Here is a 14,321-nt window from a genome sequence, read left to right as displayed (position 1 = left end):
ACCCCACCCCCCCCCCCCCCTTTCCCTCCCCCCCACCCCCCCCCCCCCCCCCCCCCCCCCCCCCCCCCCCCCCCCCCCCCGCCCCCCCCCCGGGCCAGGACAGGGGGCGGAGGGTCAGGTCAAGGGGGCGGGGGCGCCCAAGGAGAGGGCGGCCGGGGCCTCCGGTTCGCCGGAGCGGCGGCGGCGGTACCACTCGGCCCCGTACCAGGCCGCGCCGAGCGCCACGGCCGTCACGGGGGCCGAGGCCAGCAGGTACGGCGGGGCCTCCAGCAGCCGGTCCTGCACGGCGAGGCCGCCGTACACCCCGCCGGTGACCAGGACGGCCCCGAGCGCGGCCCGCGCGGCGAGCGGCCGCACCAGGAACGCCACGTCCACGCAGACGGCGGCGACGATCAGGAAGAACGGGACGGCGGACGGCGGGAAGTCGGCGACGACCAGCAGCGGCCAGATGACGGCGCGGTAGGCGACGTAGACCCCGGCGACGGCGGTGGCGCTCCACCGGCGGCCGATCAGCGCCCGCGCCATGACCAGCACCATCACCGCCGCGACGCCGAACCACATCGGGTACACCCAGTCGGGGACGGGCAGCGAGAACTTCTCGGCCATGGTGAGGTCGATGGGCCGGCCCATCTGCTCGGCCGCGAACCGGAGGAGGTCGTCCTCCGCGTAGGGCGCCCCCCGCACGAAGGACGCCAGTTCGAGCACGCCGTACTCCTGGTGCTCGCTCGGGAAGAGCGTGTTCTCCAGGAAGAAGACGAAGAAGGCGCCGAGCATGACGGTGCGCCGCCGCCCGGCGGGCGCGTAGAGGTACCAGCCGCGGATCACTCCGGCGATCATGAACGCGGTGCCCACGTACAGCAGCATGTGGGAAGGGCTCCACGAGGTGATGTCGACCCCGTTGATGCGGTGGTTGATCAGGTCGATGGGCACCGCGATGAGGAAGGCGCCCGTGCCCCACTGGATCAGCCGCTGCGCGGTGCGGTCGACGCCGTAGCCGGTGTAGCTGTGCACGATCGTGAGCGCGAGGACGATGGCCGTGCCCGCGCTGTTGAGCAGGTGCGGCGGCGCCAGGTCGTCGCGCAGCCACTTGAAGTGCCACGAGACGTCCCACGAGGCCCCGAGGACCTTGAGGACGAAGGCCGCGACCCAGCTCAGGTACAGGACGCGGAGCAGGTCCGGCGGCGTGTCCCGGCCGGCCGCGCCTCGCGTCCAGTACGGGGCCGCCCATTCGAGGGCCTGGACGGCCTTGTCCTTGCCTGATCGCCATGGGGCGAGCGCGCGTCCGCTCGCCCGGACGGTCTCGGCCTCGTTACCTGCGCCTTGCTTCACGCCAAGCATGATGCCGGTCATCGGACATGCTCCGCAATCGGGAGTTTCCCCGAGATAACCAGGTATCCACCTCGGGGTTGGCGTCTCAGCCATCTCTCAGCGGGGGTCAGTAGGCTCTCGGCATGAGGGTTCGGGGGAGACGGCGGGTGGCGCTGATCGCCGTGGTGCTGGCGGCGATCGGCGCCGTGGCGTGGGCCGCCTGGCCCTCGCCGCCGGTTCGGGCGTTCGACCAGGTCATTCCCGTCATGGACGGGCCGGCCGGCGACCAGCGGGTGCTGCTCGACACCACCTTCTTCCCGCCGGCGACCGGCGGGAAGGGCCCGGCCGTGCTGCTGGCGCACGGCTTCGGCGGCAGCAAGCGCAGCGTGCGCGACGAGGCCGTCCGGCTGGCCCACGAGGGGTACGCGGTTCTCACCTGGTCGGCCAGGGGTTTCGGCGCCTCCACCGGTGAGATCGCGCTCAACTCCCCCGACTACGAGGTCAAGGACGTCAAGCAGCTGATCGACTGGGTGGCCCGGCGCCCCGAGGTGCTGCTCGACGCGCCGGGCGACCCCCGTCTCGGCCTGGCGGGCGGCTCGTACGGCGGGGCGATCACGCTGATGGCCGCCGCCTACGACGGCCGCGTCGACGCCATCGTCCCGCAGATCACCTGGTACGACCTGGCCGACGCGCTGTTCCCCGACGCCACGGGCCGGGGTCCCGCGGAGGGCGTCTTCAAGCGCATGTGGGCGGGCCTGTTCTTCAGCCGGGCCGTCGGCTCCCCGCTCGCCCCGGGCGCGGACGCCCAGAGCCTGCTCTCCGGCGACGCGCAGAGGGGCGGCGCGGGCGGGCAGGTCGCGGGCGGCCCGGTCGCGGGGGCGCGCGAGGTGCAGTGCGGGCGGTTCCTGCCGGCGATCTGCGACATGTACCAGCAGGTGGCGCAGACCGGCCGTGCCACTCCGGACGCCGTCGAGACCCTCCGCAGGTCGAGCCCGATCTCGGTGCCCGGCAGGATCCGCGTGCCGGCCCTGCTCATCCAGGGCAAGTACGACTCGCTGTTCCCGCTGTCGCACGCCGACGCCAACGCCCGGGCGATCGCCGCGACCGGCGCTCCCGTCCAGGTGGCCTGGTTCGACGGCGGCCACGACGGCGGCAACGGCGAGCTCGACTGGGTGACCGACCGCACGGTCTCCTGGTTCGGCCACTGGCTCAAGAAGGACGGCACGCCGCTCGGCGACGCCTTCACCGTGACCCGCGACGGCGGGCGCGACCCGGGCACGCGCCGCCCCGTCCTGCTGCACGCCGCCGCCGGCCGCTACCCCGGCCTGGCGGGCGCGGCGCGCTCGTCCATCCCGCTCTCGGGCCCCGAACAGCAGGTGGCCGGCCCGCCGGGCGGCTCCCCCGCGTCGATCTCCACGGTGCCCGGCATGGGCTCCTTGCTGAGCAATCTCGGCGGGGCCGGCGTGGCGATCGACATGCCGGGCCAGGCCGCCGCGTTCGAGTCCGCGCCGCTCGCCGCTCCGCTGGAGATCACCGGCACGCCCACGGCGGGGGTGAAGGTGTACGGGAAGGGCGAGGTCACCCTGTTCGCCAAGCTGTACGACGTGGGCGGGCAGCGCCCGGTGCTGCCGCAGGGCCTGGTGGCGCCGATCCGGGTCACCTCGTCACCGGCGGGCACGCCGGTCACCTTCACCCTGCCGGCCATCGACCACCGCTTCGACCCCGGGCACCGGCTGCGCCTCGTGCTGACCACCACCGACATGGGGTACGCCTCCCCCGCCGCGCCGGCCGTCCACCGCGTCGCGCTGGCCTCACCCGCGCTGACCGCGCCCACCGACCCGGCGCTGCGCACCACCGGCGGCGGCCTGAGCTGGTGGACCCTGGCCCTGCCGCTCGCCGCGCTGGTCGTCGCCGCGGTCATCGTGCTCCTCGGACGGGGCCGGCGCGCGGACGACGCCGACGCCGCGCTGGCCGGGGTGCCGCTGCGCATCACCGGCCTGAGCAAGAGGTACCGCGACGGCGAGCCGGCCGTGGACGGCCTGTCGTTCCAGGTCGACCAGGGGCAGGTGCTCGGCCTGCTCGGGCCGAACGGCGCGGGCAAGACGACGACCATGCGCATGATGATGGGGCTGATCCGCCCGGACGCCGGCGAGATCCGCATCTTCGGTCACCGCGTGACACCCGGCGCGCCGGTGCTGTCCCGCCTGGGCTCCTTCGTCGAGGGGCCGGGCTTCCTGCCCCACCTGTCCGGCAGGGAGAACCTCGACCTCTACTGGCGGGCCACCGGGCGGCCGAGGGAGCACGCGCACATGGAGGAGGCGCTGGAGATCGCGGGTCTCGGCGCGGCCCTCGACCGGGCGGTGCGCACCTACTCGCAGGGCATGCGCCAGCGCCTGGCCATCGCCCAGGCGATGCTGGGCCTGCCCGACCTGCTGGTGCTGGACGAGCCCACCAACGGCCTGGACCCGCCGCAGATCGCCGAGATGCGCCGCGTCCTGATCCGCTACGCGGCGGCCGGGCGCACGGTGATCGTCTCCAGCCACCTGCTGGCCGAGGTCGAGCAGACCTGCGACCACGTGGTGGTGATGCACCGTGGCAGGCTGGTCACCGCGGGACCGGTCAGCGGCCTGCTCGACGGCCCTGCGGCGGCCAACGGCGCAAGGGGACGTCTTGAGGACGTCTTCCTCGACCTGATCGGAGACAAGGCATGACCAGGCCGGAGGCCGAGTCCGCCGAAGCCCGCGACGTCCCCGCGGCCGCCGCGTACGCGCCGGAGCGCACGCTGCCGCTGCGGGTCGAGGTCGTGCGCCAGCTCAAGCGGCGCCGCACGGCCGTCATGTTCGGGCTGCTGCTGGGCCTGCCGTGGGTGCTGGTCGTGGCGTTCGCGCTCGGCCCGGCGCCGGCGCAGCAGAACACGCTGCGGCTGTCCGACCTGGCCACGCAGGGCGGGCTGAACTTCGCGGCGTTCACGCTGTCGGTGTCGGCCACGCTGCTGCTGACGGTGTCGGTGGCGTTGTTCTGCGGCGACACCGTGGCCAGCGAGGCGAGCTGGTCGTCCCTGCGCTACCTGCTCGCCGCCCCGGTGCCGCGCGGCCGGCTACTGCGCCAGAAGCTGGTCGTCGCCCTCGGGTTCTCGGCCGCGGCGGTCATCACGGTGCCGGTGATGGCGCTGATCGCGGGCACGGTGACCTTCGGCTGGAACGACGTGCGGCTGCCGTCCACCGGGGAGGTCATCCCGGCCACCGCGGTGCTGCCGCGGTTCGCCATCGTCGTCGGCTACGCCCTGGTGAGCCAGCTCGTCGTGGCCGCGCTGGCGTTCCTGCTGTCGGTGAGCACCGACTCGCCGCTGGGCGCCGTCGGCGGCGCGGTCGGGGTCGTCATCGTCAGCAGCATCCTGCAGGCGGTGGAGGCGCTCGGCGCGCTGCGGGAGTTCCTGCCGACGTTCTGGAACACCGCCTGGCTGGACGCCCTGGTGCCCGAGCTCGACTGGAGCGGCATGGCGAAGGGGGCGTCGTTGTCGGTGACCTACGCGTCGATCCTCATGGCGCTGGCCTTCCGCCGTTTCCGCCGCAAGGACATCGTCTCCTGACCTGCCGCGAGGACATCGTCTCCTGACCTGAGGGCCCCGCCCTCCTCGGGCCGCCCGTGCCCTTCCACCAGCGCCCCTTCGGAGCCGCGCCCGCGGCCGCCCTGTGGGGTCCGCCGCAACCGCGGGCGTGCGGGCCGCGGTTTCTCGTCACCGCCCCTTGCCCCGGCGACGCCTCTCCCCGTACTATCAACATAGTCGTTGACAAAGAAGTTGGTTGATAAAGATGTCGGTTGATGACACGGACGACCGCCTGGACAGGGCGTTCGCCGCACTGGGCGATCCGATCCGGCGCGCGCTGATCGCCCGGTTGTCGCGGGGCGAGGCCACCGTGAACGAGCTCGCCGAACCGTTCGCGATCACCAAGCAGGCCGTCTCGCGGCACATCCAGGTGCTGGAGGCCGCAGGGCTCATCACGCGAAGCCGCGACGGCCAGCGCCGTCCATGTCACCTGAACGCGGCGGCGCTCGAAGAGCTGACGAGCTGGATCGACACCTATCGCCTGACGCACGAGAGGCGGTTCCGGCGCCTCGACGACGTACTCGAAGAGATGAGAGAGCAGGAGCGATGATCGAGAACCCGACCACCATCACGTCCCGGCCCGGCAGCCCGTTCATCGAGGTCGTCCGCGACTTCGACGCGACACCCGCGCTGCTCTTCCGCGCGTACACCGATGCAGAGCTGTTCGCCCGCTGGCTCGGCCCGCGCGGGGTCGAGATGCGCGTCATCGAGCACGACGCGCGCCCAGGCGGGGCGTACCGCTACGCGCACCGCGACGCCGAGGGCAATGAGCACGTCTTCCACGGCGTCTTCCACACCGTCACCCCCGACGAGCGGATCGTCCAGACCTTCGAGTACGAGGGCACGCCCGATGTCGTCAGCCTCGACTTCACGACGTTCGAGGACCTCGGCGGGCGTACCAGGCTGCGGGCCCGTTCGGTGTTCCCGACCGTCGAGGCGCGGGACGCCATGATCGCCAGCGGGATGGAGCACGGCATCCTCGACTCGATGGACCGCCTCGACGAGCTGGCCCACGGCGCGGCCGAGGGCCGTCCCGAGGTGAGCCAGGTCGTCCTCGACATCTCGATGTCGCTGGACGGCTACGTCACCGCGCCGGGCGCCGACCTCGAACACGGCCTGGGGGTGGGCGGCGAGCCGCTGCACGCCTGGGTGACCGACGAACGTACGCCGCGCGACGCCGAGATCCTCCAGAGGTCCTTCACCGACACCGGAGCCGTCATCATGGGCCGGCGCACCTTCGACGTCATCGACGGGCCGCACGGCTGGAACGAGGAGGTCGGCTACGGCTACGACCAGGACCAGAGCGCCCTCCCGCCCGTCTTCGTCGTCACCCACGCACGGCCCGAGAAGGTACGGCTGGGCGACCGGTTCGGCTTCGTCACCGACGGCCCCGGCAGCGCCGTCGAGAAGGCGCGCGCCGCCGCCGGCGGCAAAGAGGTCGTGATCATGGGCGGCGGCGCGATCGCGCAGGAGTTCCTGCGCGCCGGCCTGGTGGACATCCTGCGCATCCACCTCGCCCCGATCATCCTCGGCGCCGGCACGCCGCTGTTCCCCGAGGGCATCCCGGACTCACTGCGGCTGGAGCCGCTCGGCTCGGTGTCCACCCCGGCCGCCGAACACCTGACCTACCGCGTGATCAGGTGAGAAACGGCCCTCACCGTCACCCCGGCTCACCGCCGCGACGCCAGGTCCGCGGGGGCCGGGGCCGGACGTGACGGGTGGGGCCGGTGGGGGTGGTGACTTTCCGGAGACGAATGTTCGTTAGCGTGAACAACCCGGCCATATTCTGGAATGATCCTCTGGGTAATCCTGTCGGACATCGAGAATGACGGACAGAGACTGATGCCCCCCATCGAGCAGATATCTACGTTCGCAGCCGAACATCCGGGTCAAACGGCCATCATCTGTGTGTCCACCCTGATCGTTCTGGTGCTGGCTTTCTTCATCGTCCGCGCCGCCTGGCGCGCGGGCGCTCGCGCCTTCCGCAAGTTCGCCGAGAACCGTCCGGCGGAGGACATCCTCACCATCGTCGCCGCGAGCATCGCCACCGGCGTGTCCGCGCAGGGCATGTGGCGCTTCTCCGGCGACGTGCTCGGCTTCGACGGGCCGCTGCGGCTGCTGCTGTTCGCGTTCATCGAGGTGGCGGTGATCACCAGCGCGGTGCGCGCCCGCCGCAACATGCGGGAGAACTTCTCCGCGGGCATCGACGGCATCGCCGTGTGGGCGCTCACCAGCCTGTCGGCGGTGCTGTCCAGCCTGGACGCCCGCAGCATGGCCGAGGCCATCTTCCGGCTCGCCGCCCCGCTGGTCGCCGCCTGGCTGTGGGAGCGCGGCATGGCCATCGAACGGCACCGCATCACCGGCCGTTCGCGCATCAAGTGGCGGCTGACGCCCGAGCGGGCCATGGTGCGGCTCGGGCTGGCCGAGGTCAGCGACCGCACCGCCAGCGAGGTCGACGCCCACCGCAGGCTCACCCGCGTCGCGCTGGCCGCCAAGCGCGCCCGCGCGCTGCGCGAGGCCGGCGCCTCCGACCGCAAGATGCGCACGGCGCTCGCCAGGCTCGACCGCATGATGGACCAGGCCGTGGAGCACACCGGCCTGGCGGTGGACTCCGGCCGCCAGGAGGCCCTGCTGCAGCAGATCGGCGCCCTGTACAACACCAGCGCGCTCATCGATCTTCGTCCCCCGGTGCCGTGGGCCCCGGAGCCCGAGGAGGAGCGGCGGCAGGCCCTGCCGGTGGCCTCCTCCCCCGTCGCGGCGTACATCGCCGACGACGACGAGGAAGCCGAGATCATGGACTCCGAGCCGGCCCCGCCGGTGGACACCGCCCAGCGGGCGGCCCTGCTGCGCGCGGCCCGGTCGTACTGGGACAACCAGATCGAACGCAAGATCGTCCCGCGAGCGGCCGACATCGCCAAGGAGATCGGCATCTCGCTCGCGACGGCCAGGGAGTACCGCGCGCTGTGGAAGCTGGAGCCGCGCGCCCACGCCCTGATCGAGATCGCCTACAACGAGCACGGCATCGTCGACACCGGCACCTTCCCCGCGATCGTGGTGCCCGACACCCCCGAGCGCCCCGAGCGCGAGCGCGTGCTCAGCATGAACGGCTCGGCCCCGACGGCCGGCCCCGTCGGCGCCTGACGACGCCCGGGAAGCAAGCGGCCGAGAGGCGACGGCTTCGAAGCCGGCCGCTGAGAGAAACGTCAGAAAGGTAACGGCCCGAAGGCCTGTCGGGTCTTCGGGCCGTGACGGACATGTGAAGGGCTCCGCGGGAACGCGGAGCCCGGGCGACGGGTGTCAGTCCCAGTGCGGCGGGCGCTCTTCCAGGAGATATGACACGTCGTCGGACGAACGCCACTCTCCCCAACCGGAGTCGGTGTCGTCGCTCGTCTGGTCAGGCAGCACCGGCAGCCCCTCATCGAAGAGGTCCACCGGACGCAGGTCATCCGGCTCATGCACAGTCACGGCACAATGCTACGCGCCCGGCGGCCGGTCCGATCGCCACCCCCACCGGCACCACCGGCCCCTCCCTCCTAGATCACAACGCCGATGTACATCTGCGGCGCAAGGACAGCCAACCGCTCGTACAGGTACGATGCGGATGCAGGCAGCACGCCGGAACGACCCCCGTGAGGCGGCCCATGGCACCCCCGGCAGGATGGCGCAGAGAGGGAAATCTGCCCGCGGAGCTCACCAGCTTCGTCGGCAGGGAACGCCTGCTGGCCACCATCAGGCAGCGCCTCCAGGAGTCCCGCCTCGTCACGGTGACCGGCATCGGAGGCGTCGGCAAGTCGCGCACCGCCCTGCGCATCGCCCACCAGGTGAGCCCCCAGTTCACCGACGGCGTCTGGTACGTCGACCTGTCCAGGCTGCAGGACCCCTCGATGGTGCCGCACGCCGTCAACGCCGCGCTCGGCATCGCCGACCAGTCCGCCCGTCCCGAGGTCGACACCCTCACCGAGTGGATGTCGCCGCGCGACCTGCTGGTCGTCCTCGACTCCTGCGAGCACCTGCTCGACCCGTGCGCCGAGCTGGTCGAGCAGCTGCTGCGCGAGGCCCCGAACGTGCGGGTGCTGGCCACCAGCAGGCAGTCGCTCAGCGTGCAGGGCGAGCAGACGATCCCGGTGGCCCCCCTGCTGGTGCCGGGCGACGACGGCGGCGAGAGCCCGTTCGTCAACGAGTCCATCCAGTTGTTCGCCGAGCGCGCCTCCGCGGTCGTCCCCGGCTTCACCGTCGACGAGGACAACATCGCGGCGGTGTCGGAGCTGTGCCGGCGGCTCGACGGCATCCCGCTGGCCATCGAGCTGGCCTCGGTCCGCCTGCGCGCGCTGTCGGTGGAGCAGATCCTGGCGCTGCTGACCGACCGCTTCAGCCTGCTCGCCGGCGCCAGCCGCACGGCGCTGCCCCGCCACCAGACGCTGCGCGCCGCCATCGGCTGGAGCCACGAGCTGTGCGAGCCGGCCGAGCGGCTGCTGTGGGCGCGGCTGTCGATCTTCTCCGGCGACTTCGAGCTGGAGGCCGCGCGCTACGTCTGCGCCAGCGAGGACCTCCCGGCCGAGAACGTCATGGACCTGATCAGCGGCCTGGTCGAGAAGTCGATCCTGCTCAGCGGCACCGAACGCTCGGGGGCCCGCTACCGCCTCATCGACACGCTGCGGCACTACGGCAAAGAGTGGCTGGACAAGCTCGGCGAGAGCGACCGGATCCGGCGCCGCCACCGCGACTACTATCTGCAGCTCGCCGAGCGGGGAGAGCACGCCTGGTCGGGGCCGCGGCAGGTCTACTGGTTCGGGCGGATGCGGCAGGAGCACGACAACATCCGCGCCGCGCTCGACTACTGCCTCGGCGACCCGGCCGAGGCGCGCACCGGCCTGGAGCTGCTGTCGTCCCTGTGGTTCATGTGGGTCGCCTGCGGGTTCGCCCGCGAGGGCCGGCTGTACCTCGAGCGGGCGCTGCACGCCAGCCCCCAGCCGTGCAAGGAACGCTGCAAGGCGCTGTGGGTGCTCGCCTACGTCCGAAGCGCCCAGGGCGACACGACGGGCGCGCTGGACGCCGCCGAGAAGTGCGCCGCCGACGCCGTTCGCGTGGGCGACTCCATCGCGGTGATCCTGGCGACGAAGATGCAGGGCTCGGCCGCCTTCCTGCAGGGCGACCTGCACAAGGCGACGGCCCTGCTCGGCGTGGCGATCGAGTTCCACCGCAGCGGGCGCGAGCTGAACCCCGGCCTGCTGCCCGCCATCGTCGAACTGGCGGTCGTGCTCACCCAGCAGAACGAGCTGACCGAGGCCGAGTCGCTGCTGCGCGACTGCCGCCAGCTGTGCACCGAGCGGGGCGAGCTGTGGCTGCGCTCCTACGCCGTGTGGGCGACCTCGGCGATCCAGCGGATGACCGGCCGCACGACCGAGGCCGTGCGCAGCGCCCAGGAGTCGCTGCGCATCAAGCGGCACTTCCACGACGTGCTCGGCGCCGTCCTGGCGATGGAGACGCTGTCCCAGCTCGCCGTCGACCAGGGCGAACCGGCGCGGGCGGCGCGCATCCTCGGCGCCGCCCAGGCGAACTGGCGGCTGTTCGGCCTGCCGCAGTTCGGCTCGCCGTTCTTCAGCACCGAGCACGAGCGGTGCGTCAAAGAGTGCAAGCGCGTGCTCGGCGAGGACGTCTACCTTGAGCACTACCAGCAGGGCTCCCGGATGAACTTCGAGGAGGCCGTCAGCTACGCCATGGGCGAGATCGACCCCGCCGAGGCCCGCCCGTAGCGGTCGGATGCCCGTAATGCCCGGGTGCCCGTGGCGCCGATCCGCCGCCACGGGCCATCCCCGATCGCTCGTGTCGCGCCCCCGGCGGGGCTCTCAGTTGCGTTGGGAGTGACCGGCGCCGACCGGCATCATCCCCTGCCACGCCTTGGTGTACCTGCTGCTGGTGAGCGAGTAGGCGACGCTGCCGCTGATCCAGTGCTCCAGGCCGCGGACGTAGGCCGACACGGCGACCGAGCCGAGCGAGTCCAGCGCGGCGCGCAGGGCGACCATCCGCATGACGGCCGCGTCCCGCATCCTGCCGATCTGGTTCATCGACTGCTGGATGGAACGGTGCCGGTGGCGGGCCAGCACGTTGACCAGGTTGTTGCGGGCGTTCACCCCGCGCCGCTCCTTGGCGTACGACAGCAGGTCGTTGTCCCAGACCACCACGTCGTTGGCGTTCTCGGTGATCGCCCGCAGGTCCTGCTGCCGCCACTCGTCGGGGGTGAGCGGGTGCCCGGTGGCGAGGTCGATCAGCGCGAAGACCGTCAGCATGGCGCCCGTCCTGCGGCGCATGAAGATGTAGTCGCCGTAGGTGGGGACCACGGCGTCCTCCCGGTTCGCGGCCTCCCAGACCTGGGCGAACAGGTAGTCCTTGGTGACGGTGCGCCAGCGGTCGAGCTGGTCGGCGCTGCCCGCGGCGCGCACGCGGCCCTTGACGTCCAGCATGGCCCGCGCGAAGGCGTTCTCCACGGGCGTGGCCGGCTCGGGGTCCTCGTCCAGGACGGCGAGCAGCTGCGGCAGCGCGCGGGCGATCTCCGCGGCGCGGCGGTCGGACTCGCAGAAGGCGTCGTCGAAGGCGAACAGCCAGACGCACCAGTCGGTCACCAGCCGGAGCATGTCGCGGGCGGCGTAGGGATAGGTGCGGGCGCCCAGCCAGCCGTATCCGGCCTCGCGATAGCGGTCCAGCTCGGCGGGATCGTCGATCATCCGGCTCTCGACGAGCCAGGAGAACGTCTCGGCGTCGATCCGTTCGGCGTGCGGGCTGACCAGGCTGGGGAACGGGCACGACAAAGACGGAAGCAGCAGCTTGGACGGCGCAAAATCAGCCATCCCCACATCATGACAACAAAGACGCCATATAACTACACGGCGATTGCATCGAACACGAACGGTTAATTCGCTTCGCGGGCGAACCAATCGAGGAATTCCGCATGCCCGAAAAGCCGGGCGGTCTCCTGAGCGGACGGCGTGCCCTGCGCCGGGTCGGCCCCCGCCTCCAGCAGGGCGCGCACCACCTCGGGCTCCTTCTTGAACACCGCGCCCGCGAGCGGCGTCTGGCCGCGGTCGTTCACCCGCGCGGGGTCGGCGCCCCGCGCGAGCAGCGCGCGGACGGTGGCCGCGTGGCCGTGGTAGGCGGCCAGCATCAGCAGAGTGTCGCCCTTGTCGTTGTGGAGGTCGGCCGGAACGCCCGCGTCCACGTAGGCGCACAGCCGGTCGGTCTGCCCCGCCCTGGCCATGTGGAACAGCCGGGTGGCGAGTTCCTCCACCTCCGCGTCCTCTGCCACGCCTCCATTGTGCACCGGCCCGGCGAGCCCAGGTCACGGCGCGGCCGGTCAGCGGGCGACTCCCCAGCGGAATCGTCAGCGCATCCCATAGGTTCTGTGTTGAGAGAACGATAGAAAGGCTGGGACCCAAGGTGTTCGACCCGACGGATCTTTACCGGCTCAGCGGTGACGTCCCTGAGCTGACCGATCCGGTGCTGCTCTACCACTTCGAGGGGTTCGTGGACGCCGGAGGGGCCGGTCGGCTCGCCGTGGGTCACCTGCTCGCCGAGCTGGAGCACCGGGTCGTGGCGACATTCGACGTCGACCGTCTTCTCGACTACCGCTCGCGCCGCCCGCTGATGACCTTCGACACCGACCGCTGGGTCGACTGCGAGTCGCCCGAGCTGGTGGTGCACCTCACGCAGGACGCGTCCGGCACGCCGTTCCTGCTGATGACCGGCCCCGAGCCCGACCGCGAGTGGGAGCTGTTCGTCGAGGCGGTCGGCACCCTGGCCACCCGGCTCAACGTCGGCAAGCTGGTCACCGTGCACGGCATCCCGATGGCCGCGCCGCACACGCGCCCCCTCGGCCTGACCGCGCACGGCACCCGGCCCGGCCTGACCACCGGCCCGGGAAGCCCGTTCGGCAAGATCCAGGTGCCGGGCAGCGCCACCGCGCTGGTCGAGCTGCGCCTAGGCGCCCGGGGGCACGACGCGCTCGGCTACGCCATCCACGTCCCGCACTACCTCGCCCAGGCCGAGTACCCTCGGGCGGCGGTGACGGCGCTGGAGGCCGTCAGCCGCAGCACCGGGCTGGTGTTCCCGCTGGACGGCCTGCGCGACGCCGCCGAGAAGACCACCGCCGAGATCGAAGAGCAGATCATCGCCTCGGCCGAGCTGTCGACGGCCATCCAGGGCCTTGAGCAGCAGTACGACGCCTTCAACGCGGGCGCCGAGCACGAGAATCTCATGGCCGAGAGCACGCCGATGCCGACCGGCGACGAACTGGCCGCCCAGTTCGAGCGCTTCCTGGCCGAACGCGACGAGAAAGACTCATGATCGACGTCGGCCTGGTCGGCTACGGCCCGGCGGGGGCGTTCTTCCACGCGCCGCTGATCGCGGCCACGCCGGGCCTCCGCCTGTCCGCCGTGGTGACGCGCAGCGCGGAAAGGGCGGCCCAGATCGCGCGCGAGCATCCCGGCGCCGAGGTCGTCCCCTCGGCCGACGACCTGCTCGGCCGCGGTCCCGGCCTGGTCGTCATCGCCTCCCCCAACAGCACCCACGTGCCGCTCGCGCGGCAGGCCCTGACGGCCGGGATCCCCGTGGTGGTGGACAAGCCCATGGCGGCCACCGCCGCGCAGGCGATGGAGCTGGCGGAGCTGGCGCACGGGCGCGGCCTGATGCTCACGGTGTTCCAGAACCGCCGCTGGGACGGCGACTTCCGCACATTGCGCACGCTCGACCTCGGCGAGGTGCGCCGCTTCGAGTCTCGGTTCGAGCGCTGGCGTCCGGAGCCCAAGGGCGGCTGGCGCGAGAACGGCGGCCCTGACGAGCTGGGCGGCCTGCTGTACGACCTCGGCAGCCACCTGGTCGACCAGGCCCTGCGCTTCCTCGGTCCGGTCACCGACGTGTACGCCGAGGCCGACGTCCGGCGGGCCGGGGTCGGCGCCGACGACGACGCGTTCATCGCGCTCACCCACGAGGGCGGCGCCCGGTCCCATCTGTGGATGAGCGCGGTCGCCGCGCAGCTCGGGCCGAGGTTCCGGGTGCTCGGCGCGCGCGGCGCCTACGTCAAGTGGGGGCTGGACCCGCAGGAGGACCGCCTGCGGGCCGGCGAGCGCCCGGGCGGCCCCGGATGGGGCGCCGAGCCCGCCGGCCGCTGGGGCCTGCTCGGCGTCGACGGCGACACCCGCGAGGTCGAGACGCTGCCGGGCGCCTACCAGGAGTTCTACGCCGGCGTCGTGGCCTCGCTGACCGAGGGCGCTCCCCCGCCGGTGGACCCGGTGGAGGTGGCCGAGGCCCTCGCGGTCCTCGGCGCGGCGAAGGTCTCCGCCGCCGAACGCCGCGTGGTCGCCCTCGGGCCGCCGGCCGCCCGCCCGCCGGAGGTCACGCCCGGTTGACCCGGACG

At 72.4% G+C, this 14,321-nt stretch carries 12 protein-coding genes; 8 read left to right on the top strand and 4 right to left on the bottom strand.

All coding sequences use genetic code 11. The annotated features are described in order from the left end of the window. Positions 1-114: 114 nt before the first annotated feature. Positions 115-1,329 (bottom strand): hypothetical protein, encoded by a 1,215-nt coding sequence (locus ACZ6QO_RS00685; protein WP_465846318.1) that lies wholly within the window; start codon positions 1,327-1,329, stop codon positions 115-117. Between the two features lie 122 nt (positions 1,330-1,451). Between ACZ6QO_RS00685 and ACZ6QO_RS00680 the strand changes: the two genes are divergently transcribed. The 5 genes from ACZ6QO_RS00680 (at position 1,452) to ACZ6QO_RS00660 (ending at position 8,056) form a co-directional block, all read left to right on the top strand. After that, a complete protein-coding gene (locus ACZ6QO_RS00680) occupies positions 1,452-4,019 on the top strand; it encodes a CocE/NonD family hydrolase (RefSeq protein WP_465846317.1) in 2,568 nt (855 codons plus the stop codon). After that, positions 4,016-4,897 carry an ABC transporter permease gene (locus ACZ6QO_RS00675; protein ID WP_465846315.1) on the top strand — a complete coding sequence of 294 codons (882 nt, stop codon included), beginning with the start codon at positions 4,016-4,018 and terminating at the stop codon, positions 4,895-4,897. The genes ACZ6QO_RS00680 and ACZ6QO_RS00675 overlap by 4 nt, the downstream gene beginning before the upstream one ends. A 223-nt stretch (positions 4,898-5,120) precedes the next feature. Further along, positions 5,121-5,465, top strand: a complete 345-nt coding sequence (locus tag ACZ6QO_RS00670; protein ID WP_465846313.1) for an ArsR/SmtB family transcription factor — start codon at positions 5,121-5,123, stop codon at positions 5,463-5,465. Then, positions 5,462-6,559, top strand: a complete 1,098-nt coding sequence (locus tag ACZ6QO_RS00665) for an SRPBCC domain-containing protein (protein WP_465846311.1) — start codon at positions 5,462-5,464, stop codon at positions 6,557-6,559. The genes ACZ6QO_RS00670 and ACZ6QO_RS00665 overlap by 4 nt, the downstream gene beginning before the upstream one ends. Positions 6,560-6,823: 264 nt before the next feature. Beyond that, positions 6,824-8,056 (top strand): hypothetical protein, encoded by a 1,233-nt coding sequence (locus ACZ6QO_RS00660; protein WP_465846309.1) that lies wholly within the window; start codon positions 6,824-6,826, stop codon positions 8,054-8,056. Positions 8,057-8,212: 156 nt separating this feature from the next. Here ACZ6QO_RS00660 and ACZ6QO_RS00655 read toward each other — a convergent pair whose 3' ends face one another. Next, complete coding sequence (locus ACZ6QO_RS00655) at positions 8,213-8,380, bottom strand: hypothetical protein (protein ID WP_465846308.1); 168 nt, start codon at positions 8,378-8,380, stop codon at positions 8,213-8,215. 176 nt (positions 8,381-8,556) lie between these two features. Between ACZ6QO_RS00655 and ACZ6QO_RS00650 the strand changes: the two genes are divergently transcribed. Continuing rightward, positions 8,557-10,668: an ATP-binding protein gene (locus ACZ6QO_RS00650; protein WP_465846306.1), complete on the top strand. Its 2,112-nt coding sequence runs from the start codon at positions 8,557-8,559 to the stop codon at positions 10,666-10,668. 93 nt (positions 10,669-10,761) lie between these two features. Here the strand turns inward: ACZ6QO_RS00650 and ACZ6QO_RS00645 are convergent, their stop codons facing one another. Together ACZ6QO_RS00645 and ACZ6QO_RS00640 are read right to left on the bottom strand one after the other, a co-directional pair. Further along, positions 10,762-11,760, bottom strand: a complete 999-nt coding sequence (locus ACZ6QO_RS00645; RefSeq protein ID WP_465846305.1) for a 4-epi-cubebol synthase — start codon at positions 11,758-11,760, stop codon at positions 10,762-10,764. A gap of 62 nt (positions 11,761-11,822) precedes the next feature. Beyond that, positions 11,823-12,167, bottom strand: a complete 345-nt coding sequence (locus ACZ6QO_RS00640) for an ankyrin repeat domain-containing protein (RefSeq protein ID WP_465847214.1) — start codon at positions 12,165-12,167, stop codon at positions 11,823-11,825. A 179-nt stretch (positions 12,168-12,346) separates the two neighbouring features. On the opposite strand from ACZ6QO_RS00640, the gene ACZ6QO_RS00635 reads away from it, so the two are divergent. Continuing rightward, positions 12,347-13,252, top strand: coding sequence for a proteasome assembly chaperone family protein (locus tag ACZ6QO_RS00635; RefSeq protein WP_465846304.1), 906 nt, complete (start codon positions 12,347-12,349; stop codon positions 13,250-13,252). Continuing rightward, positions 13,249-14,313: a Gfo/Idh/MocA family oxidoreductase gene (locus tag ACZ6QO_RS00630; protein WP_465846302.1), complete on the top strand. Its 1,065-nt coding sequence runs from the start codon at positions 13,249-13,251 to the stop codon at positions 14,311-14,313. Before ACZ6QO_RS00635 ends, ACZ6QO_RS00630 begins: the two co-directional genes overlap by 4 nt. The last annotated feature ends 8 nt before the right edge of the window (positions 14,314-14,321 follow it).

This window comes from Sphaerisporangium sp. NPDC049457 (assembly GCF_055586705.1).
This window is presented reverse-complemented; position numbering and strand designations above follow the sequence as displayed.